This is a genomic window from Geodermatophilus marinus, from assembly GCF_003428645.1.
Lineage (GTDB): Bacteria > Actinomycetota > Actinomycetes > Mycobacteriales > Geodermatophilaceae > Geodermatophilus.
In genome coordinates, this window is record NZ_QVQH01000033.1 from 1 (window position 1) to 22,224 (window position 22,224).

Annotated in this window: 23 protein-coding genes; 8 read left to right on the top strand and 15 right to left on the bottom strand. The window is 74.9% G+C overall.

Annotation, left to right across the window (positions count from 1 at the left end; genetic code table 11):
- Positions 1-264: 264 nt before the first annotated feature.
- The 4 genes from D0Z06_RS22535 to ppk2 all read right to left on the bottom strand — a co-directional run bounded on the left by D0Z06_RS22535 (position 265) and on the right by ppk2 (position 5,171).
- On the bottom strand, positions 265-681 hold the full coding sequence (locus D0Z06_RS22535; RefSeq protein WP_117379828.1) for a PIN domain-containing protein: 417 nt from the start codon (positions 679-681) through the stop codon (positions 265-267).
- The gene (locus D0Z06_RS22540) at positions 678-884 is read right to left on the bottom strand and encodes a DUF2191 domain-containing protein (RefSeq protein WP_117379791.1); all 207 of its coding nucleotides are present in this window, start codon (positions 882-884) and stop codon (positions 678-680) included. The genes D0Z06_RS22535 and D0Z06_RS22540 overlap by 4 nt, the downstream gene beginning before the upstream one ends.
- 549 nt (positions 885-1,433) lie before the next feature.
- The gene (locus D0Z06_RS22550) at positions 1,434-4,223 is read right to left on the bottom strand and encodes a cation-translocating P-type ATPase (RefSeq protein WP_117379792.1); all 2,790 of its coding nucleotides are present in this window, start codon (positions 4,221-4,223) and stop codon (positions 1,434-1,436) included.
- Positions 4,224-4,313: 90 nt separating this feature from the next.
- Entirely contained in the window at positions 4,314-5,171 is an 858-nt protein-coding gene (gene ppk2, locus D0Z06_RS22555) for a polyphosphate kinase 2 (RefSeq protein ID WP_199522478.1), read from the bottom strand.
- Between the two features lie 539 nt (positions 5,172-5,710).
- On the opposite strand from ppk2, the gene D0Z06_RS22560 reads away from it, so the two are divergent.
- Positions 5,711-6,286, top strand: a complete 576-nt coding sequence (locus D0Z06_RS22560) for an NUDIX hydrolase (protein ID WP_117379830.1) — start codon at positions 5,711-5,713, stop codon at positions 6,284-6,286.
- 337 nt (positions 6,287-6,623) lie between these two features.
- Here D0Z06_RS22560 and D0Z06_RS22565 read toward each other — a convergent pair whose 3' ends face one another.
- The 6 genes from D0Z06_RS22565 to D0Z06_RS22595 form a co-directional block, all read right to left on the bottom strand.
- A complete protein-coding gene (locus tag D0Z06_RS22565; RefSeq protein WP_117379793.1) occupies positions 6,624-6,815 on the bottom strand; it encodes a hypothetical protein in 192 nt (63 codons plus the stop codon).
- A 55-nt stretch (positions 6,816-6,870) separates the two neighbouring features.
- Positions 6,871-7,512 (bottom strand): hypothetical protein, encoded by a 642-nt coding sequence (locus tag D0Z06_RS22570; protein ID WP_117379794.1) that lies wholly within the window; start codon positions 7,510-7,512, stop codon positions 6,871-6,873.
- A gap of 189 nt (positions 7,513-7,701) precedes the next feature.
- Positions 7,702-8,091, bottom strand: a complete 390-nt coding sequence (locus tag D0Z06_RS22575; RefSeq protein ID WP_117379795.1) for a nuclear transport factor 2 family protein — start codon at positions 8,089-8,091, stop codon at positions 7,702-7,704.
- A 127-nt stretch (positions 8,092-8,218) separates the two neighbouring features.
- Entirely contained in the window at positions 8,219-10,216 is a 1,998-nt protein-coding gene (locus D0Z06_RS26590) for an NAD(P)H-binding protein (RefSeq protein WP_233517902.1), read from the bottom strand.
- A complete protein-coding gene (locus D0Z06_RS22590) occupies positions 10,210-10,911 on the bottom strand; it encodes a HEAT repeat domain-containing protein (RefSeq protein ID WP_117379796.1) in 702 nt (233 codons plus the stop codon). Before D0Z06_RS22590 ends, D0Z06_RS26590 begins: the two co-directional genes overlap by 7 nt.
- 113 nt (positions 10,912-11,024) lie before the next feature.
- Entirely contained in the window at positions 11,025-11,441 is a 417-nt protein-coding gene (locus tag D0Z06_RS22595) for a TfoX/Sxy family protein (protein ID WP_117379797.1), read from the bottom strand.
- Positions 11,442-11,607: 166 nt separating this feature from the next.
- Here D0Z06_RS22595 and D0Z06_RS25955 point away from each other — a divergent pair, with 166 nt between their 5' ends.
- Complete coding sequence (locus D0Z06_RS25955; RefSeq protein WP_199522479.1) at positions 11,608-11,751, top strand: hypothetical protein; 144 nt, start codon at positions 11,608-11,610, stop codon at positions 11,749-11,751.
- A 179-nt stretch (positions 11,752-11,930) separates the two neighbouring features.
- Here D0Z06_RS25955 and D0Z06_RS22600 read toward each other — a convergent pair whose 3' ends face one another.
- Complete coding sequence (locus tag D0Z06_RS22600; RefSeq protein ID WP_117379798.1) at positions 11,931-13,418, bottom strand: AMP-binding protein; 1,488 nt, start codon at positions 13,416-13,418, stop codon at positions 11,931-11,933.
- A 166-nt stretch (positions 13,419-13,584) separates the two neighbouring features.
- On the opposite strand from D0Z06_RS22600, the gene D0Z06_RS22605 reads away from it, so the two are divergent.
- Complete coding sequence (locus D0Z06_RS22605; protein ID WP_199522480.1) at positions 13,585-13,992, top strand: nuclear transport factor 2 family protein; 408 nt, start codon at positions 13,585-13,587, stop codon at positions 13,990-13,992.
- A 56-nt stretch (positions 13,993-14,048) separates the two neighbouring features.
- Here D0Z06_RS22605 and D0Z06_RS22610 read toward each other — a convergent pair whose 3' ends face one another.
- The 4 genes from D0Z06_RS22610 to D0Z06_RS22625 all read right to left on the bottom strand — a co-directional run bounded on the left by D0Z06_RS22610 (position 14,049) and on the right by D0Z06_RS22625 (position 17,793).
- Positions 14,049-14,297 carry a hypothetical protein gene (locus D0Z06_RS22610; protein WP_117379799.1) on the bottom strand — a complete coding sequence of 83 codons (249 nt, stop codon included), beginning with the start codon at positions 14,295-14,297 and terminating at the stop codon, positions 14,049-14,051.
- Positions 14,298-14,364: 67 nt separating this feature from the next.
- The gene (locus D0Z06_RS22615; RefSeq protein ID WP_117379800.1) at positions 14,365-15,510 is read right to left on the bottom strand and encodes a M14 family metallopeptidase; all 1,146 of its coding nucleotides are present in this window, start codon (positions 15,508-15,510) and stop codon (positions 14,365-14,367) included.
- 73 nt (positions 15,511-15,583) lie between these two features.
- Positions 15,584-16,783, bottom strand: a complete 1,200-nt coding sequence (locus D0Z06_RS27000) for a DUF2235 domain-containing protein (protein WP_117379801.1) — start codon at positions 16,781-16,783, stop codon at positions 15,584-15,586.
- 104 nt (positions 16,784-16,887) lie between these two features.
- Positions 16,888-17,793, bottom strand: a complete 906-nt coding sequence (locus D0Z06_RS22625) for a thermonuclease family protein (protein ID WP_117379802.1) — start codon at positions 17,791-17,793, stop codon at positions 16,888-16,890.
- A gap of 554 nt (positions 17,794-18,347) precedes the next feature.
- Here D0Z06_RS22625 and D0Z06_RS25960 point away from each other — a divergent pair.
- From D0Z06_RS25960 to D0Z06_RS22645, 5 genes are all read left to right on the top strand, one after another.
- Entirely contained in the window at positions 18,348-19,043 is a 696-nt protein-coding gene (locus D0Z06_RS25960; protein ID WP_199522481.1) for a hypothetical protein, read from the top strand.
- Between the two features lie 32 nt (positions 19,044-19,075).
- A complete protein-coding gene (locus tag D0Z06_RS25965; RefSeq protein WP_199522482.1) occupies positions 19,076-19,570 on the top strand; it encodes a hypothetical protein in 495 nt (164 codons plus the stop codon).
- 60 nt (positions 19,571-19,630) lie between these two features.
- Positions 19,631-20,245: an ArsR/SmtB family transcription factor gene (locus D0Z06_RS22635; RefSeq protein ID WP_117379803.1), complete on the top strand. Its 615-nt coding sequence runs from the start codon at positions 19,631-19,633 to the stop codon at positions 20,243-20,245.
- Positions 20,242-21,057 (top strand): SRPBCC family protein, encoded by an 816-nt coding sequence (locus tag D0Z06_RS22640; RefSeq protein ID WP_158580062.1) that lies wholly within the window; start codon positions 20,242-20,244, stop codon positions 21,055-21,057. The genes D0Z06_RS22635 and D0Z06_RS22640 overlap by 4 nt, the downstream gene beginning before the upstream one ends.
- 164 nt (positions 21,058-21,221) lie before the next feature.
- The gene (locus D0Z06_RS22645) at positions 21,222-22,163 is read left to right on the top strand and encodes a PAS domain S-box protein (protein ID WP_117379805.1); all 942 of its coding nucleotides are present in this window, start codon (positions 21,222-21,224) and stop codon (positions 22,161-22,163) included.
- Positions 22,164-22,224: the final 61 nt, after the last annotated feature.

The following is a 22,224-nucleotide window of genomic DNA, read 5'->3' on the forward strand; positions in this document are numbered from 1 at the left end:
GCGACAGCTACCGACTCAAGGACCGCGACCTCGGCCGCCCACACGCGGCCGCCACCGAAGACGCATGACCACGAGGGGGTCAACTTTCAGCCGTCGCTAGGGGGTCAACTTTGGGCCGTCGTTGACAGGGAGATCGTCCCCGACCTCCCGACGGTGGAGATGTGGCTGGAACGGCAGCTCACTGATCGCGGCGCGAGGCGTGTGCGGAAGTAGCGAGTCGCTCCTCGGACACCAGCGAACGCACACCGGACGGGATGTCCCGCGCTAGGCGATTCCTCGCGGGAGGACCCACCGGTGCTCGAAGTCGAGCACCTCGGCAGCGAGCTCGAAGTCGCTGTCGTAGTGCACGATCACCAGGCGGTGCTCGGCCGCGAGTACGGCAGTCAACAGATCCGCGATGCCCACCGCTCGGTGCCGCCCGGTAGCGGCCAACGAGCGTTGCGCGCCGAACGCCCGCTGCCAGTGGTCATCATCGGTCGGTAGGTACTCGTAGGCCTCCCGGCGGTCGGCCCGCACCTGCTCGTACTCCGCCGGGCTGCGAGCGCTGTACAGGGCCTCGGCATCGAGGGTGGCGCAGGTGGCCACCAAGCCGCCGGTGATGAGTGGCTCCAACCGGTCAGCGACGGGAGCCAGCCTCATCCGGGCTGCCGCGCTGGTGTCGATGAGAAACCGGGCGATCACCGCCACACGTCGGCCCGCTGACCCGGTTCTGCCAGCGTCTCCACGCCACCCTCGCGCAGCCAAGCCACCTGCCGTGCGCGCGCGGCGGCGCTCGCCGCCTGCTGCAGGGCGGTGCGCACCGTGTCCGACACCCCGCTCGTGTTCAGCTCCTTCTGCGCTCGGGCCAGCAGATCATCGTCGAGATCGATCAGGCGCTTGGTCACCGGTCACTCCAGCACATGAGATATACGGATGCGGCACTGAGTATATAGAGCCGCGTCTCCAGCGGCGCCGGTGCGGCAACTTCTCCCTCCGCGTGGGTGGTACCGCTGCGCCGGCCGCCGGTGGGCGCGGAGGTCGCAACCCTTCGGAGTCGTGCGACCTCCCCCACGTCTGCGGATCAGGGCGTTCTGCCGTTCATCGACCTGGGCCACGAGCTGTCGGCCCTGCGTGACGAGGTCGCCCGGCTGCGGGCGGGGAACGCCCGGCTCCCCCGACCGCTGGAACTGACGCCGCGACAGGCGCGCCCGCCCGGCCCCGTCCAGACCGGCGCCTTCGACGGCGGGCCGGGACCGGTCCACGCCGGCTCCCCGCCCGCGGCGTCCTCGCCTCATCGCTCACGAAACGTGCACCGGGCTCCATCAGCCTGGGCTTCCCCGACCCCCGGCGGCTCGGTCGAGGGCGACGTCGGGCATGGGTGCGGGCCGACTCCGCGCGGCGCAGTGATCCCGTGCGGCGTCACGGCTCCTCCCGCTGTCGCGCGTCCGGCCCGTTCAGGAGCGGCGCTGCCGGGGGATCACCGGTGCCGGCTCGGCCGGGCCGGCCGGCTCGGTCGGGAGCGGCCGAGCCCTCCGCTGCCGGCGGAGCCGGAGGAGCTTGTCCGCGGCGACGACCGCGGGGGCGACGAGGGAGAGGGCGAGCACGACCACCCACTGCCGGCCGCTGAGCGAGGTCGTGTCGAGCAGCCGCTGGAGCATGCCGAGCTCCACGGCGGCCCAGGTCATGAACCAGCCCAGGAGGATCCACCCGAGGTAGGGGAACACCGGGGAGGACCAGGGCGCCTGCCGCTCGCGGCGCATCACCAGGCCGATGGTGACCGCGGACAGCGAGACGATGGCGAAGGCCATGGTCATGCTGGCCGAGGGCTGCGTGGTGCTCGGCTCGTCGGGTCCCCAGGCGAGGACCGACAGGGCGGTGGCGGCCACGGCGAACCCGAAGACGAACCAGCGGGCCACCCACGGCCGGGTGACGATCCTCGTGCCGGGCTCGCGCGGCGGCCGCTGCATCACCCCGGGGTCGGGGACGTCCACGATGAACCCGATCACCACGGTGATGACCACGAAGAACTTGCAGAACAGCAGCTGGAGCGGGAACAGCGCGACGCCGCTGTTGATGTCCAGGACGGTGGCGTACACCATCAGCTGCAGGACCGACGCCAGGACGGTCAGCTGCATCCGGATGTAGGTGGAGATCCGCCGGTAGATGTCGCGGCCCAGCTCCACGGCACGGACCAGCGTGGCGAAGTTGTCGTCGGTCAGCACGATCTTCGCCGCCTGCTTGGACACCTCCGAGCCGCTGCCCATGGCGACGCCGATGTCGGCCTGCTTGAGCGCGGCCGCGTCGTTGACGGCGTCCCCGGTCATCGCGACCACCTGGCCGTCCCGCTGCATGAGCCTGGCCAGGCGCAGCTTGTCCTCGGGCGCCACTCGTCCGAACACGTGCAGCCGAGGCAGTTGCCGCAGCACCTCGTCATCGGCGAGGTGCTGCAGTTCCGTGCCGGTGACCACACCCGGCCCGAGACCGAGTTCGTCGGCGATCGCGCGGGCGGTGACGGTGTGGTCCCCGGTGATCATCCGCACGTCGATCCCGGCCCCCAGGGCGACGTGCACCGCGTCCTTCGCCTCGCTGCGCAGCGGATCCATGATCCCGACCAGCGCGACGAAGACCAGATCGGTGACCGCGGCCATGGGGTCGCCCACCGCCGCGGCCATCGCGGCGTCGTCCAGGTCGCGGGCGGCGAAGGCGAGCACGCGCAGCCCGCGTTCCGACAGCTGCCGGTTGGCGGCGAGGATCTCCTCGCGCACGGTGGCGACCGGGACGACCTCCCCGTGCCACAGGGCGGAGGCGCAGCGCTGCAGCACCACGTCGGGCGCGCCCTTCACGCTGGCGATGTGCGGGTGCACGAGGATCCCGCCGGCCAGGTCGTCCGGGCGGTCGTGGAACGTGGCCATGAACTTGTACTCGGAGTCGAACGGCACCTCCGCCCGGCGGGGCAGGGCCTCGCGGGTCCGTTCGGCGTCGACACCCATCTTCGCGGCGAGCACCACGAACGCCGCCTCGGTCGGGTCTCCGATGACCGAGCCGTCGTCGCCCACCGTGGCGTCTGTGCACAGGACCAGACCGAGAGCCAGGCGGTGGAAGTCGGGGGGCTTGCCGCCGGCCACGCCCAGGATGGCGCCGGACTTCTGGTAGCCGGGGCCGTCGATCTTGTACCAGTCGCCGCCGGCCAGCATCGTGGTCGCGGTCATCGCGTTCATCGTCAGCGTGCCGGTCTTGTCGGAGTTGATGGCCGTGGTGCCGCCCAGGGTCTCCACGTCCGACAGCGACGTGACCACGGCCTTCTCCTCGGCCAGCCGGCGCGCTCCGGACGACAGCATGGCCTGGACGAACGTGGGCAGGCCGGTCGGGATGGACGCGAGCGCGGTCGAGATGCACAGGAGCACCAGCGTCGTGCTGTCCATCCCCCGCACCAGGCCGAAGACGGCGATGACGGCCACCGCCAGGAAGGCGAGGGCGCCGAACACCTTCGTCATGCCGTCCAGTTCGCGCTGGAGAGGTGACTTGGAGCGTGTCGTGGCGTTGACCATGCCGGCGATCTGCCCCATCTGGGTCGCCACGCCGGTGGCGGTCACCACGAACACCGTCGTCCCGCGGGTGACCTGGGTGTTCTGGAACACCAGGTTGGTCCGGTCGCCCAGCGCCACCTCGCCCTCGGGCAGGGTCGTGGCGTCCTTGGCCACCGGCGCGCTCTCCCCCGTCAGCGCCGCCTCCTGCACCTCGAGCGTCGCCGAGGAGATGATCCGCCCGTCGGCCGGGACCACGTCCCCGGCCTCCAGCAGGACGATGTCGCCCGGTACCAGCCTGGTCGACTCGATCTGCTCGACCTGGCCGGCGCGGCGCACCCGGGCGCGGGGCACCTGGAGCTGGGCCAGCGCCGCCACGCTGGCGCGGGCCTTCAGCTCCTGGTTCGTGCCCATCACCACGTTGAACAGCACCAGCCCGAGCACCACCAGCGCGGTGGCGATCTGCAGGATCACGAAGCTGGCCGCCACCACCAGCAGGAGCATGATGTTCATCGGGTTGGCCAGCTGGCCCCGGGCCACCGCCCACGTGCTCGGCGGGGGCTCGCTGGGCAGCTCGTTGGGTCCGTACCGGGCCAGCCGTCGGTCCGCTTCCTCGGTGGTCAGCCCCTGGTCCGCGGCGACGTGCATCCGCGCCGTCACATCCAGCGCCGGCAGCGCGTACGGGGCGAAATCCTCGACGGGATGGTGCGCGACGGTCATCTCGACTCCCAGGTCTTCGCCGGTCCCCCGCGACGCGGGCGGCTCGTGGGCGGGCTGTGCGTGCTTCGGCGCCTGCGGGTCCGGCGCGGTTCAGAACGGCGTGGGGATGTACCGCAGCCGGAGATCCGGCTCCACGTAGCCCTCGGCCCGCTGCCGTCGGGGCAGTGCGACCTCGCGGTGTTCGAGCGGCTTGTACGGCACCAGGCTCAGCAGGTGGCTGATGACGTTGAGCCGACCGCGTCGCTTGACGTCGGTCCCAGCGACGTACCACGGCGCCCAGGCGGTGTCGGTGGCGTCGAACATGGCGTCACGAGCCCGGGAGTAGTCGTACCAGCGGCTGTAGGACTTCAGGTCCACGTCCGAGAGCTTCCAGACCTTGCGAGGGTCGTCGATGCGGTTCTCCAACCGTCGCGTCTGCTCCTCGGGGCTGACCTCCAGCCAGTACTTCACCAGCAGGATGCCCGAGTCCACGATCGCCTTCTCGAACGACGGGACCAGTTCGAGGAACCGCTCGGTCTCCTCCGGGGTGCAGAAGCCCATCACCCGCTCGACGCCGGCACGGTTGTACCAGCTGCGGTCGAAGATCACGATCTCCCCGGCGGCCGGGAGGTGCGGGACGTAGCGCTGCATGTACATCTGGGACTTCTCGCGTTCGGTGGGGGCGGGCAGGGCGACCACCCGGAACACCCGCGGGCTCACCCGCTCGGTGATCCTCTTGATCGTGCCGCCCTTGCCTGCGGTGTCCCGCCCTTCGAAGACGATGCAGATCTTGGTGCCTGTCGCCCTGACCCATTCCTGCATGGCGACGAGCTCGCCGTGCAGCCGCCGCATCTCCGCCTCGTAGTCCTTGCGTGTGATCTTCCGAGGGGTGCCGGCCGCCACCTCGCGGGACGGAGCCGACGAGGCCGGCGCGTCCGTCGGCCGTTGCGAGTTCTTCTTCTCGGGCACGTCTGTGACCCCCACTGGCCGGGTCGGGTCCGGCGGCGAGCCGGTGGACACCGGACGGTCGGCTCCGGGCGGGTCCACGGCGGTACCCGTCCTCGTCGATCATGGAGCGCCTGCACGCGCCGGCATCATCTGAGGAGGATGATCTGCTCCGCAGCGCCGCTGCTCCGACGGCCCACGGCCGGGAGTCGCGGCTCGTCCCGGGTGCCGGAGCGGTACGGCCGGCGTGCCGGCACGGCGGGCCCGGGTGACCGGGGCGGGTCATCCTCGACGGATGGTGCGTCCTGCCGGCGGGTGACCGACGATCCGAAGCCCCGCGGGTTCGTCGCGGGGCCGTCGGGACGAGATCGGGGTCACACCCATGGGCTTGTCGCGGTCCTCGCGCACCCCACTCCCGTGCGGTCGGTCCCGGACGACCGCCGGTCGTCGCTCCAGCGTGTCCACGCCGGCCCGGGGGCGGATCGGCACCATCTCGGCAGATCGGGTGCGGGACGGCGTCATCGCCGATGATGACGACTCCGGTGTCGGAGACGAGGAATGCCATGGTTCGGATCCGGGAGTACTACCGCGAGGAGAACACGCCCAGGGCGCAGGACGTCCTGCCGGCCGCATTCGGCGCGGTCCGTGACGGTGCCGGGCGGCTCCTGCTCGTCCGTCGGATCGACGACGGGAACTGGGAGTTGCCCGGAGGCCGCATCGAGGTCGGCGAATCCGCCGTGGAGGCACTCGCCCGTGAAGTCGCCGAGGAGTCCGGTATCACCCTCGAGGTCACCGGGATCGCCGGCGTCTACAGCGATCCGACCCACGTCCTGGAGGACCCGGGCGGCATCGTCCACCAGCAACTCGCCCTCTGCTTCCACGCCGCACCCACGGCGTCCGCCGACGGCGGGCAGCCGCGGCCGGACGGGATCGAGACCGACGCCGCAGCCTGGTTCGCCCCCGACGAGCTGGCCGATCTGAGGATCCACCCGGCGATGCGGCTGCGCATCGACCACGCCCTTCGCGTGCCGCGGCGTCCCTTCGTCGAGGGAGCGGCGCCGGAGACGGGCGGGGAACCACCGCCCCTGGCCGTGGAGCCCGGCGGCGTCCTCGAGCAGCGGCAGTCCGCGACGACGTGAGCCCCGCCGCCCTCGAGGAGGGGCACGGGTCGACCGCAGGCCTTCGAGCCGAGGTCACGTCCACCGTCCCGGACCGCGTCCGCGACGCGATGCACGACGTCGACTCCGACGGCTTCGACCCGCTGCATCCCCGCTGTGCCGGTGGTCGACCACCGCGGTTCGACCGCAGGCAGCGGAAGGCGGTCGGTGACCCGATCCCGCCGCCGCACGGCGCAGGTCGTCGGCGTCCGCGTCGCCCAGCGCGTGCGCCCGGTCGAGCGGGTGGTCGACGAACGGCCCCCTTGATCCGGCTCAGCAGCACGGGTGTCGAGCGAGGACTGCACGCGCCCGTGCGGTCTCACGGCCTGTCGTCACGTCCGCCCGGGCCTCTGCTCTGCCCGCTGGGCCCCTTGCCGAACTGCGTCAACGCCCACGCCCCGCCCGAGAGCAGGATGAACACCACGCCGAGGGTCGACTGCCCGAGGACGAACAGGACGACGGCCACGACACCGAGCACGGTGGCCGCGATGCTCAGCTGTCGCACGGTCATCGGGGCACCTCGTCAGCTGCTCCGGACCCGTCCCACCCCGACCCGGCGTCCGTGCTCACGCACCCGCCAAGCCGAGCACGAGGCCCACCAGGGCGGCGACCAGCAGGAGCGCGGCCAGGACCGCGACGGCTGCCAGGGCCCACACCCTGGTCGGGACCGCCCCGGGGGACGGGGCAGCGCCGCCTCCGGCCCCCGGCGCGGTGGACGTCGGCGCGGGGACGAAGGGGATGCCGGCGACGATGTCCTGGTACTCCTCCGCGCCGCTCTTGACGGAGAGCCCGCCGTACTCGAGACGGGTCCGGAGCCCTTCCAGCATCACGCCCGCCGCCTCCGCGGCACCGATCCGGGCGCTGAGGTCGTTGGCCCTGTTGAGCTGCGCGGACACCGCCGCGGTGATCGACACCACGACCGCGCCCAGGCACAGGACCTGCCACACCCGCGACGGCTGCGGGAGCGAGAGCCCCTGCTGGACCGTGTCGGCGAACCGCGTGCCACCGAAGGCCGGTCCCGCCGTCAGGGCGGCAGCGATCGCGCTGCTGACGATGCTGACGGTCGACAGGCGGTTGCTGGCCGGCCGCTGCTCCCGCACGTAGGCGTCGATGGCGCCGCGCCGGGCGCGGATCGTCTCGACGAGTCCGGCCCGCGAGTCGCGCGACCCGGCCTGGCTCTCCACGGCCGGCACCTCATCGGACGGCATGTCCCCCCCATCCCCGTGACGTCACCCCGGCGGGCGGCCAACCGGGCGCCCGCACCGCCGCGGCGGTGCGGGCGGTCCCGGCCGGTGGCGGCTCACGGACGACGGCGAGGACTCCGCTGCCCCCCGCGACGTCCGGCACGACGAGTGTGGTGCGCGGGGCGTCACCGGGGTGTCACACCGGTCCGGCCCTCAGCCGCCGGCGGCCAGGAGCCGGCCCATCTGCTCGTGCACGGCCTGGATGCCCTGCAGGGGCCGCACCATGACGCGGAACTCGACGATCCGGCCCGCCCCGTCGCACCGGATGATGTCGACACCGTTCACGTACCTGCCCGCCACGCTGGTCTCGAACTCGAGCACCGCCGTGTCCTCGGAGAGGACCTGCTTGGTGTACCGGAAGCCCCCTCCGGCCAGCGTCCGGGCGGCCGCCTCGAGGTACTGCGTCGTGACGGCCCTCCCGCGCTGCGGCGTGTGGACCACCGGCGAGTAGAAGACGACGTCGTCGGCGAGCAGCTCGTCGAGCCCGCCGGGGAGCTCCCCTGCCAGGTACCGGTGCCAGCGGGCTGTCGCGTCGTCGATCACGGGGCCTCCTCGTCGTCCCTGCGGTGCGCGGTCGCGCCCCGGCACGGATCCTGCCCCGGGCCCGCCCGGTCTCCCGCGCGTGGCCCCGGGCCGACCGTCGCGGAGGCCCGTGGGGACCGCGGGCGCGTCACCCGGTTCTCACCAGCCCTCGCCGCAGCTCGTCCAGCGCCTGCACGAGACCCACCCGTGGCTCCCAGCCCCAGCCGCGCGCCCGGCCGGTGCGCAGCTGCCCGGTCCAGACCGGCTCGTCGGTCCACTCGGGCGCGACCCCCAGCGCGTCGGTCACCGTGCCCAGGTAGTCCCGCCACGTCGCGGGCTCGCCCGCGACGATGACCGGGGTCGTGCCGCCGCCCACCGGACCCCGCTCCGGGTCGTCGGCGGTCGCGACGGCGCCCGTGGCGACGTCCGCGATGAAGGCCGCCAGGTCGTCGACGTGCACCCAGGCCCAGGTCTTGGCGGGGTTCACCGGGGGCGCGCCGTCCCGGAACTCGCGGGGTCGCAGCGTGTTCCAGATCGACGTCTCGCCGGCGCCCAGGATCGCCGGCGGGCGGACCAGCACGGTGGTGAGCCCGCCGACCTGCGCGAGCGCGGCATCGGTGGCGTTCTTGGTGTCCGGGTAGTCCCCGCTGCCCTCGGGCAGGAGGGCGCCGTCCTCGGCGACGTCCCCGATGCCGGCCGACCGGTCGTAGACCCCGGCGGTGGACACGTGCACGAGCCGGGCGACGCCTGCCTCCCGCGCGGCCCGGGCGAGGGCCGGTGTGCCCTCGACGCCCACCCGGTGCTGCACCTCCCGCGGCGCGCCCATCGGGTGGACCGTCGTGACCACCGCGTCGGCGCCCCAGGTCACCTCGTGGGCGAGGCCCGCGTCGGCGAAGTCGCCCACGTGCTCGGTGAGCCCGTCGAGGGCAGGCGCGCTGCCGGCGCGCCGGACGACGGCGCGCACCCGCGCCGACCGCTCGACCAGCGCCCGGCACACCGCGGCGCCCACCAGCCCGTTCGCACCGGTGACCACGACGACGGGAGCGGAGGACGCCATGCCGACCACCCTGCCAGGGGCAGCACGACGCCGCCCGCGGCGACGTGCGAGGTCGACCGGGTGCCCGCCTCCCCGCGCCCCGACCCGCCCGTCGAGCCCCCCGGTGACGGCTGCGGCGACGCGGGCGAAGCTGCGGTCGTCGTCGTCGGCCAGCCGGCGCAGGACCTCCGCTGCGGCCTCCCCCGGCAGCTCGACGAGCGCCTGGGTCAGCCGGATCCGCGCCGCAGGGGCCGCGGTGGGCGCGGCGAGCTCGTCGACCAGCGCGGCCAGGATCCGGTCCGCGCAGCCGCGGTCCCGGGACAGCTCCCCCAGCACCTCCGCCGCCTCGATGTCGGAGGTGCCCTCGACGACCATGGCGACGAGCGCGGGTACGGCCGCGGTCGCGCCGAGCCGGCCCGCCGCCGGCGCGGCGTGCCTGCGCACCGTCGCATCCGGGTCCGCGAGCGCGCCCTCGAGCAGCGCGGCCGCGCCGGGCGCCTCGGGCATGCCGGCGAGCGCCCGCACCGCGCGCCGGCGGACGTCGACGTCCTCCGCCCGCGCGCCGGCGGCCAGCGTCGGCACGCCCTCGCCGCCGGACCGGGCCAGCGCCCAGCACAGGGCACCGGCGACGTGGGGGTCGGTCTCGGCCAGCAGCGCCTCGGCGAGCAGCGCGGCCGGGAGCGACCCGCCCCCCGGCCGGGCCAGGGCGGCCTGCTGCCGGCGCGCGGCGCTGGTCGAGCCGAGGCCCTGCATGAGCTCGACCAGACGCAGCACGTCCGGCCAACCGGTGGGCGCCGACGCGTCGACCGCGCGCAGCCGCCCGAGCAGCTCCCGCTCCCGCTCCAGGCGCTCCTCGGTCCACCGGACGAGCTCGCCGACCAGCCCGGACGGCGTGAAGGCCGGGTCGGCCAGCGCCCGGCCGATCTGCCGGAGCGAGAGCCCGAGGGACCGCAGGCTCTCCACGTGGAAGAGCCTGCGGACGTCCTCCGTGGAGTACTCGCGGTAGCCGCCGACCGTGCGGCCGGTCGGTCGAACCAGCCCGAGCGCGTCGTAGTGCCGGAGCATCCGGGCACTCACGCCGGAGCGGCGCGCCACCTCGCCGATCAGCACCGCGCGCCCGCCCCGTCAGCCGCGGCCGCGGCCCGTTCCGGGCCGAGCGCGACGAGCCGCTTCGCCTCGTCGACGGCCGCGTCGAAGGCGATCTCCGGGTTCCGCAGCAGCAACGCCGTGGCCCGCGCGTGCGCGGCCACCGCCGGGTCGGGGGCGACGGCGGCCTCCTCCAGAGCGGGCCGGACCGGCTCGCCGAGGTCGACGAGGGCCCGGCTCAGGCCGAGCTGCACCCCGGGACCTCCGCGGCCGAGCTGCCCGACCAGTTCGTCGGCCAGCCGCGCCCTCGTCGCCTCGTCCTCGGGCACGAGGGCGACCGCGACGCGCCACGCCGTCCGCGCGACCTCGTCGTCGGGGTCGCGGAGCAGGTCCGCGGTGATCCAGGCCCACGCGCGCCCGTTCCCGATCTTGGAGAGCGTGTGCAGGGCCTGGCCGCGGGCCCGAGCACGCAGGGAGCCGAGCTCCCGGCGGACGCGGGGCAGCGTGACCCCCGGGGGGAGGCGGGTCAGCGCCCAGGAGAGCATGTCCCGCACGAAGAAGTCCGGTTCGACCGCGCACCGCTGGACGAGCGGCTCCAGGAGCGCGGGGTCGGGGCTCGAGCCGGCCGCCAGGGCCGCGCGGAGCCGGACCGACGGGCTCGCGGCGCTCAGCGCATCGACCAGCCGGGTGCCGGGCCGGGTCTCGTCCGTCGTGTCCATCGACGTCACCTCCGGCCACCCAGTGAGCACCCTGCCACCGTGTCACGGTCAAGTCGTGGGGTCGCCCGCGTGCCGGCGGTCGCCGGGTCCGGGGGTGAGCACCCAGGGGGTGCTCAGGCGCCGGTCGATGCGAGGAAGCGGACCACCGGCTGCAGCCAGCCGCCGAGCCCCTGGTCGGTCTCCACCGCGCTCGGGCCCACCCGGATCCAGCCCTCCCCCATGGAGCGTCCCGCCCCCATCTCGGCCCGGTGGGCGTGCGGGCGCTCGAGCAGTGCGGCGTCCTCGGCCGGGTCGACCCGGACGAGCAGGCTGCCGTCGCGGTGCACGGCGACGACCATCACGTCGTCCGCCATCACCGCGGTGACGCCGAACATGCGTACCTCGCGCAGCCGCTCGTGCGGGAAGGCCCGTCCGACCCGGTCGAGCAGCCGACGCGCGGGGTCCGCGGGCGGCTCGGCCCGTGGGCGGGTGACGGCCCCGGTGGTCGCGGGCGGCTGGTCGGACGGGGGACCTGCGGTGTCGGCCGGCATGGCGCCCAAGCTCCCAGCGCTCCCGCGCCCGGGCAAGCAGGTGCGGCGTCGGCCGTGCCGGCGGGACGTCGCCCGGCGTCGGGTGGACGCGCCGGAGACCCTGGCGCGGCCGGGCCGGGAGCGGTAAGGAGGGAGCTCTTCCGGCCCTCGACGAGGGAGGCCTCCCGTGGCCGACAAGTCCCCCCACGACAACCACTCCACGAAGAAGTCGGGCAAGGCCGTCAAGGCCAAGCGCAGCGAGCGCAAGGAGAAGCAGCGGGCCGCCACGGAGATGGAGAAGCTGATGCACCCCCGGCGGGCCAAGAGCTGACCGCCTGCGCCGGCCCGACACCGACCGGGAGGACGTCGCGGAGCGAGCGCCGCCGTGGAGTCCGCTGTCCCTCGACCGGCCCCCTCAGCCTGCGCACGTCCCGGGCGGTCCAGCAGGGACCAGGGTCGTGGGCCTGCAGGCACCAAAGGGGGTGGGCGGTCCCGACGGCCGCGTCCCGGCTACCCGGCCTCGGGGAACCGGTCGGCCGGCGGCTTCCCGCGCGCCGCGGCGAGGGCCGCGCGCCGCACCTTGCCGGCGTCGTCCCTGAGCGGCTCGCTGACGCGTTCGAACGAGCGGGGGATCTTGTACGGCGCGAGGCGCTCGGCGAGGTGCGCGTGCAGCTCCTCGTCGCTCACCTCGCCCTCCAGCTCCAGCAGCGCATGGGGCACGTGGCCGAGGTCGTCGTGGGGCAGCGCGACGACCACCGCGGTCCGGACGGCCGGGTGCTCCATCAGGGCGCCCTCGACCTCGGCCGGGTAGACGTTGGCCCCGCCCACGATCAGCATGTCGCTCATGCGGTCGGCGAGGTGGACGTACCCGTCGACGTCGATGGAGCCCAGGTCCCCGACCGACTCCCACCCGTCGCCCGTGGTCCGGGCGTCGGCGCCGATGTAGCGGTACGGGGGCGGTTCGCCCGGGCCCCGGCGCATCCAGATCTCGCCGACCTCCCCCGGGGGGAGCGGCGCCCCCGCCGGGTCACGCACCTGCATCTCCCCCACGACGGGCCGCCCCACCGAGCCGGGGTGGGACAGCCACTCGGACCCGGTGAGGATCGTCACCGCCTGCACCTCGGTCGCCGCGTACAGCTCCCACACCCGCTCCGGGCCGAGCCAGTCGATCCAGGCCCGCTTCAGCCAGGGCGGGCACGGCGCCGCCATGTGCATGACGACCCGCAACGACAACACGTCGTACCCCAGGCGCTGCTCCTCGGGCAGCCGCCAGATCCGACCCATCATCGTCGGGACGGCGTACATCCAGTCGACGGCGTGCTCCTGCACGAGCCGCAGCGCGGACCCCGCGTCGAAGCGCGGCATCAGCACCACGTGGCCGCCGAGCACCAGGGTGCAGGCCGACAGCAGGAACGGTGCGTTGTGGTACAGCGGACCGGTGATCAGGACGGTGTCGCCGTCGGTCATCCCCATCAGGCGGGCGAACGGCTCGACCGACCCGACGACGGCGGGCTGGGTGGAGACGATCAGCTTCGGCCGCCCGGTGCTGCCGCCCGAGGTCGGGGCCTTCCAGGAGGCGGCGGCGACCTCGCCCAGCGGCGCGTCCGACAACCCCGGCTCGGGTGCGTACCCGGCCGGGATCGCCGCGTGCCCGGCGGCTTCCTCGGGCGCCACACCGACGACGAGACCCGGTGCTGCCAGCTCGATGATCGCCCGCCGCTCACGGGCGGGCAGGCGGGAGGACACCGGCTGCGGGGTCGCCCCGCACTTCCAGGCGGCGATGGCGGCCTCGAGGAACTCGATGGTGTTCGGCAGCCCGATCGTCACGAACGAGTCGGGCGTCACGCCGAGCTGCCGGTAGGCCCGGGCCAGCCGGTTGGTCCGTTGCTCGAGCTGCCGCCGCGTCACGCTCGCACCGGCGCAGCTGATCGCGGGCGACCCCGGGTCCGCCTCGGCCAGGGCGGCGAGGTGCGCGGCCAGGGTCGTGCTCTCGGCCATCCGGTCTCCTCGTGGCACGGCGGTGGTGGGGGGAGCACCGGAGGCTATCGGCCGTCGGCCAGGGGCGGCAGGTGGTGCGGGCCGCGGTCGCCCGCACGGCCTCGCCCCCCACGCGCCGCACGCGGGTCGCTGTCCACCGCGGCCGGTCCGGTGCAGGATCGCTGCCGTGGACGGGACGGACGCGGACCCCGCCCCGGCCGAGGCACGGGCGGCGGAGGAGCTCCTCGACGTCGCACGGCGCTGGGCCGAGGCGATCGTGGCCGACGACGCGGCGCGCATCGCCGGCTTCGTCGCCGACGACTGGGTGATGGTCGACGCCTCGGGCGTCTCGCCCAGGAGGCGGTTCCTCGAGCTGGTCGGTGCCGGGGAGCTGACCCACTCGGCCATGGACCCGGTCGGCCCGCTCCGGGTCCGCGTCTACGGCGACACCGCGGTGGTGACCGGGCGGGTGACGAACACCGCTCACCACCGCGGCCACCGGTACGACGCCGACGAGTGGACCACGGACGTCTTCGTCCGGCAGGGCGGCCGCTGGGCGTGCGTGCTCACCCACGTGACCGACGCCGCGCCCTGACGCCGGCGGGCGCCCCCGGCGAGCCCGGCCGGACCGGTGGCGCGGAGCGGGGGCGGTCACGGGTCCCCGTCCGCCGGCGGGGCACCGGGCTGTGCCTCGTACTCCTCGCGGGTGGCCCAGCGCTGGACCCGGGCCAGCCCCCGCCGTTCCAGGTCCGCGAGCACGCCCTCGGGGGCCGCCACGACGAGGGCGTCGGGATGGCGCTCCCACACGTCCAGGCCCAGTGGCAGGTCGAGCAGCGCCGTCACGGTCCCGTCCGCGGGCGGGGTCAGGCGGGCGATCCAGGTGCGTCCGGCTCCGGCCATCTGCGCTCCTCCGGCTGCGACGGCGTCCCCGGTGATCCTCGCCGACGCCCCGGCCCGTCGGCGCCGGTCAGCTCTCCCCCGGCTCCAGGACGCGCCGGACGAACTCGAACGCCGCGGGCCGGTTCTCCTCCCAGCAGGGCTCGATCTGCTCGGCGGGCAGGATGAACCCCCCGTCCAGGGCGGACGCGGGCCGCAGCTCGACCGTGATCGACGGGACGGCGTACTCGCCGTAGGTCCAGTCGGTGGTGTCCCCCGCGGTGGGGTACAGCTGTGACGACTGCTGCGGGGTGTACGAGTTGCCGTGCACGCCCTTGACCAGCCGCGCCATCTCCTCGGCCAGATCGCGCACGGCGTGCAGGTCGGCCTCGTCCCGGACGGGTCTCGAGATGTAGCCCCACGGGTACAGGACGAGCTGCGAGTAGCTGTGGTAGGTGAGGACGCCGCCGAAGAGCCGGCGCGCCACCAGGTCGCGCACCGCACGCGTCTCGGGCTCGGAGAAGGCCCGCGGGCCCACGTAGGTCTGGTCGGAGGGGACGTGGCTGGAGGTGCTGATGTCCAGCGTCCCCCACATGTAGCCGTAGTTCCGGTTGGGGTCCACGCCGACGCTGCCGTCCCGGTTGCGCCGCCGGTTCTTGCGCCAGAGCCGGTTGCCGGGGGTCCGGGTGTGCTCGTGCCCGTCCGGGTTGACCATCGGGACCACCCAGATCTCGCCCTGCTGCAGCCACCGCTGCACCGGGTCGGCCGAGGAGTGCTCGAGCAGGTGCTCGGCCAACCGGTAGGGCACCTCGACGGAGATCCACTCCCGGGCGTGGTGGCAGCCCAGGAACGCGACCGTGCGGTCGCTGCCCCGGCGCTCCCCGATCCGCAACGCCCACAGCGGTCGTCCCTCGACGCTGCGCCCGATCCCGTGCAGCTCGGCGATGTCCGGGTGCGCCTCGGCGAGGCGTCGCAGGTCCTGCTCGAGCGTCGCCGCCGTGTGGTACCCGGACTCCGCGGTACCGGTGGCGAAGGTCGACAGGTAGGCCTCGGTCATCCGCAGCTGCTCGACGCCGTACCCCATCGCCTCCAGGCGGCCGGCCTGCGCCTCCTCGACCTGCAGCACCACGTGGTCGGGCGTCACCTCCCAGACGTCGAGGCCGAGCGGCGCGGTGAGCAGCCGGGCGAGCGGCGCCTCGGGGGTCGTGGACGTGACTCTCGCGATCAGAGCGGCCACCGGGTCCTCCGTCCGTTCGGGGTGGGGCGACGGTCCGGGCCGCGGCGGGGCCGGGCCAGCGACGGGGTCCCGGTCACGGGATCGGCGCGACGGTGCCCGCAGTGCGCCGGCCCCCGGGGACGCCGCCGGCCGGCCGGTCGGTCACCGGGCGCGCCCGCCCGCCGGTTCTCCCGGGCGGCCAGGTGAGGGGCACCTCGGTGATCCGCGGCGCCCCGCGGAGGTAGCCGACCAGCTCCCGCGGCGCGTACCGCTGCCCGGGGTCCTCGCGCCGCACGACCGCGCTGCGCGCCGCCGCCTCGGTCGCGGCGTCCGTCGCGCCGATCGGCCGGTGGTACGGCCGCAGCACGCGGAAGACCCACCGCCGGGAGTCGTGCAGCCGGCCGCGCGGATCGGGGTCCACCGGGAAGGTGCGGCCGTCGAACCGCGTCGGTGCTCCGCCGCCCGGCCGCCGGAAGGCGTCCTCCCGGAAGGCGAGGCCGCAGGACTCCGCGCGCTGGACCATCCACAGCAGCGCGATGTCGGCCAGGGCGGAGTCGCGGTGCCCTCCGCCGACGTCGCAGTGGTCCCCGCTGAACCAGACCTGCTCGACGCGCTGGTCCTCGGCACCGGGGTCGCGCTGCCACAGGGTGGGTGCGAACGGGCGTCGCAGCTCGTCGACCGCCAGCGCCTGGCAGGCGGCCTCGACCGTCGTGCTCAGCCGGGTGTCGTGGAACCCCCAGCGGCGGTTCACCAGCGCGGCCAGCCCCAGGCCGACCGACGGGATGCCGACGGAGCCCACCGTGTCCCACACCCCGACGAAGCCCACCCGCGGACCGTGGGCGTAGGAGCGCCGGAACAGCCGCGCCTCGAGGTGGGAGGGGCGGACGGCGCGTGACCGGTACAGCGCGTAGGCCTGGTCGAGCCGGCCGGCGTGCCGCCGTTGCAGGACCCCGCACTTGTGGATCAGGCCGACCGTGCTGCGCGCGGTGTACGCGCCCCGGCTGAACCCGAAGAAGAACAGCTCGTCCCCCGGGTCGTAGTTCTCCACGACGAACCGGTAGGCGTCCTTGACGTTGCGGGACAGCCCCACGCCCACCGCTCCCCCGCGCAGGCGCTCACCCGGCCTCGTGCCCAGACCGGGCTGGTAGCAGACGCGCTGCTCGACGCCCTCGCCGTCCTCGTCGGCGATGCCGAGGGCGACCTTCGTGACGTTGGTGGGGCACGGCCGGCCGTCGCGCTCCTGGTCGGCGGTGTTCCACGTGCCGTCGCAGCACAGCACCAGGCGCTTGGGCATGACCCCTCCTCGGGGACGGTTCCTCCGGCGGAGGTGCGCGACGCTACGACCGAGCCCGTCACGGGTCCGTCACCGCCGCGTCGTCCCCCGGCGGGTGGCCGACGTCAGGGCAGGTCGCGGATCTGGGCGGCGGTCCCGACGGTGAGCTCCGGGGCGCCGCGGAACTCGTGCAGGCGCCCGCTGACGTAGGCGTAGCTGCGTCGCGGGTGGGTGTCGTCGGCCGTCAGGTAGCGGTCGTCGAGCAGGGACAGGACCGCGCGCCCGTGCTCGGACTCGATGTCGGGGACGAGCAGCGCGAACGGCTGGGCGCGGGACCCGATGCCCACGACGGCCCGGTGCCGGCCCACCCGGGTGTAGCCGGCCAGTTCGGTGAAGACCGTGACCTCCGCTCGCTCCGCGGCCAGCCGCTGCAGCTCCTCGTAGTCCAGCCGCGTGTCCAGCAGCCGCGGGTCGACCGCCCGCCGCCTGCGGTAGTCGTCGACCAGCGCGGCGCGCAGCGCCCACCACGTGCCGAGCAGCGCGTAGTTGCGCATCTCCGAGCCGTTGACGGTGACCTGGTCCCAGACGCCGGTGTGCGCGGCCTGCGCCGCCCGCTCGGCCGTGACGTACCGGTCCCGGTGGTCGTCGAACTCCGCGTGGCCGTACTTGGCGAAGTACGGGCTGAAGCCGGTTCGGATCATGTGCTCCTGGAAGTCCGTGTCGCCGCGGTGGGCGAACACCAGGAGCCGGCCGAAGTTGTCGCGGTAGCGCCGCAGGCAGACGTCGAGGTCCTCGGTGCCGGGGAACTCCAGGGTCACCGGCTCCCCGGCGGGGAAGAACCGCTCGGCCTCCTCCTTGGCCCTCCGGCCCCACGGGGTGATCGGCTTGTCGCTGCCCGGGTTGGACTCCTCGGTGTCGAGGCACAGCAGCCGCAGGCGCTCCTCCCGGTCACCCAGCGGGACGACGAGCGTGTCCCCGTCCACGACCCGGGTGACCCGCGTGTCCACGGTCGTGCCCTTGGGCTGGCTCATGTCGCCCTCCGCTCCGGGGTCGGTCGGCGGCCCGGGGCTGCCGGCCCCCCGGCGGCCGGTCCGCCACCCCGGCGCGGGACGGCCGGGCGTCCGGTTCGACGGCGAGCACCTCGCGGTGCCGCCACCGCGCCCCCTCCTCCACTGCGCCGCAGACCCTAGGGAGCAGCCGTCACGGGAGCGTCACCGGAGCCGTTCGGCTCCACCCACCCGTCGGTCACCGGTCGGCGGCCCGGCGGGGAGGCGTCACCCGGCACCCGCGGGACGCGCACGCCGGCCCGCGAGAGGGGCGGCCGGCCCGGTGTTCGGGGACGCCGCGGACCTCTCGCTCGGCAGCCGCACCGACGTGCGTTCCCGGCGTCCCGCCCGGTCACGGCTCGGTGACGCCTCCGTGACGGCCGGCTCGGACGATGGCCGGCACCCGCTGCCGGTGGACCCTCGGCCCCGACCGGAGAGGGGGCACGGCTCGTCGGACCACGTCCACGACAGCGCCCTCCTGCGCCCGCCGCGCCGAGGCACGCGCGGCGCGGGGCGCCGCAGTCGGTCGAGAGGAGCAGATGGTGGCCACCCGCGCACCAGCACCGCCGCCGGAGTACGTGCCGCCCGCTGTCGACATCCCTCCGGTCGGCGGTCCCGTGTGGGTGGCGTGGCGGGAAGGCACGCTCACCCGAGCCGCGGAACTCGAGGCCCTCTGCTCGTGGGTGCTGGCGCAGGCCCCCTGCCAGGACGGTCGGGTCCTGGCGACGGCGATCCGGCGCCACCTCGAGGCGGCCAGGGAGGCGGCTCGCGTCGTCAAGCTCAACCCCCGCCGGCGGTTCCGCATGTTCCGCAACGGTCCGCTCATCGAACGGGCGGTGAGCAACATCGATGCTGCCGAGGCCCACCTCCTGAACCTCGCCCCGCCGGCCTACCTCGTCGGCCAGATGCCGTGCCTGCTCAGGCACGTGCAGTGCCACCTCTCACCGACCGACCCGCGACGCCAGGAGTTCGATGCGATCGCCGGCAGGCTCGGGATCAGGGACCCGGACCACCCCGGGCTCGGCGAACCGCACGCCCCCGATCGGGCCGAGCGGGAGGAGGTCGTCCACGAGGAGCGCCGCACGATCGTGAACATCGTGCGAGGGGCGAGCTCGGCAGCGCTGCGGGAACACGTCCGGTTGCGCAGCTTCCGGAACGTCGTGGTGGCCACCACCGCGTTCATGAGCCTCTTGGCGATCGGCGTGGCCCTCACGGGCATCCTCGGTCCGACCTGATCCCGTTGTGCTTCGCGCCGCAGGAGGCCGGCGTGGCGATGGTCGTGTGCCCCACCGCGCAGTCCGGCCCCTTCGTCCCTCTCGGCGCGGGAGCCACCGCCCCGTCGGGCGGGACACCGCAGTCCGCCGTCCCCGAACGCGACATCGACGACGTCCTCCGTGAGACCGCCACCCGGCTGGACCTGATCGTGGTCGAGCTCGTGGGGCTGACCGCCGCTGCCATATCGAGCGCCGCGGCCATCCGTCGCCTGAAGGGGTCGGCCGAGCGGTACGGCCTGCCCGTGGCCCTCGCTGCCCTGAAGCTGCCGACGGGAGCGATCACCGCGTTCCTCGGCCTGCTCCTCGTCCGGGGCCAGTTCGTGCCCGGCCTGAGCGCGCTGGACACGTCCGCGCAGATCCTGGCCTGGGCGCTGGTGTTCGGGTACGCCCAGCAGCTGTTCACCCGCCTCGTCGACCAGCAGGGGCAGACCGTGCTGGACAGCGTGCGCACCTCCGAGAAACCCGCCGCCGGCCTCACGCCGGCGTGACGTCCGGGGCCCGCGTCCCGTCGTGTTGACAACTTTTCCTGTCAGGATGATGCTGGAGGGGTGCAGGACCTCGACGTCATCGCCGACCCGGCGGCCGCGGCCGCGGCCCTCGACCCCGTGCGCGCGCGGCTGCTGGCCGAGCTGCGCACGCCGGCCTCCGCGGCCGGCCTGGCCGAGCGCGTCGGCCTGAGCCGGCAGAAGGTCAACTACCACCTCCGCAAGCTGGAGGAGCACGGGCTCGTCGAGCCCTCCGGCACCCGGCGCTGGGGCGGTCTCACCGAGCGGCTCCTGTCGGCCACGGCGGCCGGCTACCTCGTCTCCCCGGAGGCGTTGGGCACCGCGGCCGCCGACCGGCCGGCCACCCGGGACCGCCTCTCCGCGGCCTACCTGCTCGCGCTCGCCGGGCGGGTCGTGCGCGAGGTCGGCGGCATGGCCGCGCGGGCCCGCCGCACCGGCACGGCGCTCCCGGTCCTCGCCCTGGATGCCGACGTCCGCTTCGCCACGCCGGCCGACCGCGCGGCGTTCGCCGAGCAGCTGGCGGAGTCGGTGACCCGGCTCGTCGCCCGCTACCACGACGAGGACGCCGCCGAGGGCCGGTGGCAGCGCGTCGTCCTCGCCGTCCACCCCGTCCCCGCCGACGCCGCCGTCGGCCCGCCCCGCGAGGAGGAGCCGTGACCCGCTACGACCCCGACGACCCGAGCGCCCGCGTCTCCGCCCACGTCACGGAGGTCCCGGGCGAGCCCGAGGAGGTGTGGCGCGCGATCGCCACCGGGCCCGGCATCTCGACCTGGTTCGTCCCGGCCGAGGTCGAGGAGCGCGAGGGCGGGCGGATCGTGACCCACCACGGCCCCTTCGGCACCTCCGCGGGGGTGGTCACCGCCTGGGAGCCCCCGCACCGCTTCGCCTACGAGGAGCGCGACTGGGACCCCGACGCACCCGACGCCCCGCCGTGGGCGACCGAGCTGCTCGTCGAGTCGCGCGGTGGCGGCACGTGCGTCGTCCGGCTGGTGAGCGGCTTCTTCACCGGCGGGGAGGGCTGGGAGGAGCAGCTGGAGGGCACCGACGAGGGGTGGCGCGGCGCCCTGCGCACGCTGCGGCTGGCGCTGACCCACTTCCCGGGGCTGCCGGTGGCGTCGATGGAGGTCTTCGGGTCGCTGACCGGCCGGTCGGCCGACGACGCCGCCGGCGAGCTGCTGCCCGCCCTGGGGCTCGCCGGCGCCTCCCCCGGCGACCGGGTCGACCTCGACGGCGGCGCGCCACCGACGACGGGGACGGTGGTCGATGCCGGGCCCCGCGGCGTCACCCTCCACGTCGAGCGGCCGCACCCGGGCGTCCTCGAGGTGGCCGCGTTCTCCCACGGCGGCACCACCGTCGCCGTGCGGGCACACCTGTTCGGTGCGGGCGGGACGGAAGCCGCGGCCCGGGAGGCACCGCGCTGGACGGCGTGGCTCGGCGAGCACCTGCCCGGCTTCTCCCCGCTGACCTGACGCGCCGGCACGGCGGGCGGCTCGGGGCACCCGACGCCGGAGCGGCGGTCGGTCACGGGGGTCCGGGTCGGACGGTGTCGGCGAATTGCCGGTTGCGGACGGCGGCGGCACGATCTCCTCGGGGCAGCAGAGCCCGGCCCCCGAGCGGAGTCGGGTGGTGACGCGTGGCTCGCGACGAGGATCCCGGCCCCGGTGGGGGGGTCGGCGACTGGGCGGACGCCGAGCGGCTGCTGCGCGCCCTGGGTCACGCGGTCATCGCCACCGACCTCGAGGGCCGCATCGTCCGGTGGAACGACGCCGCCGAGCGGCTGTACGGCTGGACCGCCGAGGAGATCCTGGGCCGCGACATCGCGGAGGTGACGGTCCCCGAGGCGGGGCAGGAGCACGGCGACGAGATCATGCGGGCGCTGCGCGGGGGCCGGCCCTGGTCCGGCGGCTTCACCGTCGTCCGCAAGGACGGGTCGACGTTCTCCGCGCTCGTGACCGACGTCGGCGTGCGCGACGACGACGGTCGCCTGGTCGGCATCGTCGGGGTGTCCACCGACCTCGGCCACGCGCTGCGGCCGCTGCTGGCGCGCTCGTCGGACGCCGTCCTGGTGACGTCCCGGGACGGGGCCGTCTCCTACGCCAGCCCGGCCTTCACCCGGCTGTTCGGGTGGTCGCCGGAGAGCGTCCACGGGGTGCGCGTGCAGGACCTCGTGCACCCCGACGACCGGGCGGTCGCACTGGGGCCGCCCGCCCCGGACCGGCACGGCGGACCCTCCGCGCCCGAGTGCCGGCTGCGCTGCCCCGACGGCTCCTGGCGCCGGGTCGAGATGGTCGTCACCGACCTGCTCGACGACCCCGCGGTCGCGGGCCGGATCTGCAACGTCCGGGACGTCACCGAGCGGCAGGAGGCGCAGGACCGGCTGGCCGAGCTCAACGAGCAGCTGGAGACCGCACTGGCGTCCCGGGTCGTCATCGAGCAGGCCAAGGGCGTGCTGGCCGAGCGCCGCGGGATCTCCGTCGACGAGGCGTTCCGGGTCCTGCGCAAGCACGCGCGGGACCGCAACGCGTCGCTGAAGGACGTCGCGACCGCGGTCGTCACCCTCGGGCTGGCGCCCTGAGCCGCGCCCGGCGGCGCGGCGGTCCCGTGGCCCCGCGGGGTCGGGGCGACTAACGTGGAAC

Excerpts from the sequence above, each read along its gene's own strand:
- D0Z06_RS22550 (WP_117379792.1), bottom strand. The coding sequence starts at position 4,223 with ATGACCGTCGCGCACCATCCCGTCGAGGATTTCGCCCCGTACGCGCTG.
- D0Z06_RS22560 (WP_117379830.1), top strand. The coding sequence starts at position 5,711 with ATGGTTCGGATCCGGGAGTACTACCGCGAGGAGAACACGCCCAGGGCG.
- D0Z06_RS22565 (WP_117379793.1), bottom strand. The coding sequence starts at position 6,815 with ATGACCGTGCGACAGCTGAGCATCGCGGCCACCGTGCTCGGTGTCGTG.
- D0Z06_RS22570 (WP_117379794.1), bottom strand. The coding sequence starts at position 7,512 with ATGCCGTCCGATGAGGTGCCGGCCGTGGAGAGCCAGGCCGGGTCGCGC.
- D0Z06_RS22590 (WP_117379796.1), bottom strand. The coding sequence starts at position 10,911 with ATGGACACGACGGACGAGACCCGGCCCGGCACCCGGCTGGTCGATGCG.
- D0Z06_RS22595 (WP_117379797.1), bottom strand. The coding sequence starts at position 11,441 with ATGCCGGCCGACACCGCAGGTCCCCCGTCCGACCAGCCGCCCGCGACC.
- D0Z06_RS22600 (WP_117379798.1), bottom strand. The coding sequence starts at position 13,418 with ATGGCCGAGAGCACGACCCTGGCCGCGCACCTCGCCGCCCTGGCCGAG.
- D0Z06_RS22610 (WP_117379799.1), bottom strand. The coding sequence starts at position 14,297 with ATGGCCGGAGCCGGACGCACCTGGATCGCCCGCCTGACCCCGCCCGCG.
- D0Z06_RS27000 (WP_117379801.1), bottom strand. The coding sequence starts at position 16,783 with ATGCCCAAGCGCCTGGTGCTGTGCTGCGACGGCACGTGGAACACCGCC.
- D0Z06_RS22625 (WP_117379802.1), bottom strand. The coding sequence starts at position 17,793 with ATGAGCCAGCCCAAGGGCACGACCGTGGACACGCGGGTCACCCGGGTC.
- D0Z06_RS25960 (WP_199522481.1), top strand. The coding sequence starts at position 18,348 with ATGGTGGCCACCCGCGCACCAGCACCGCCGCCGGAGTACGTGCCGCCC.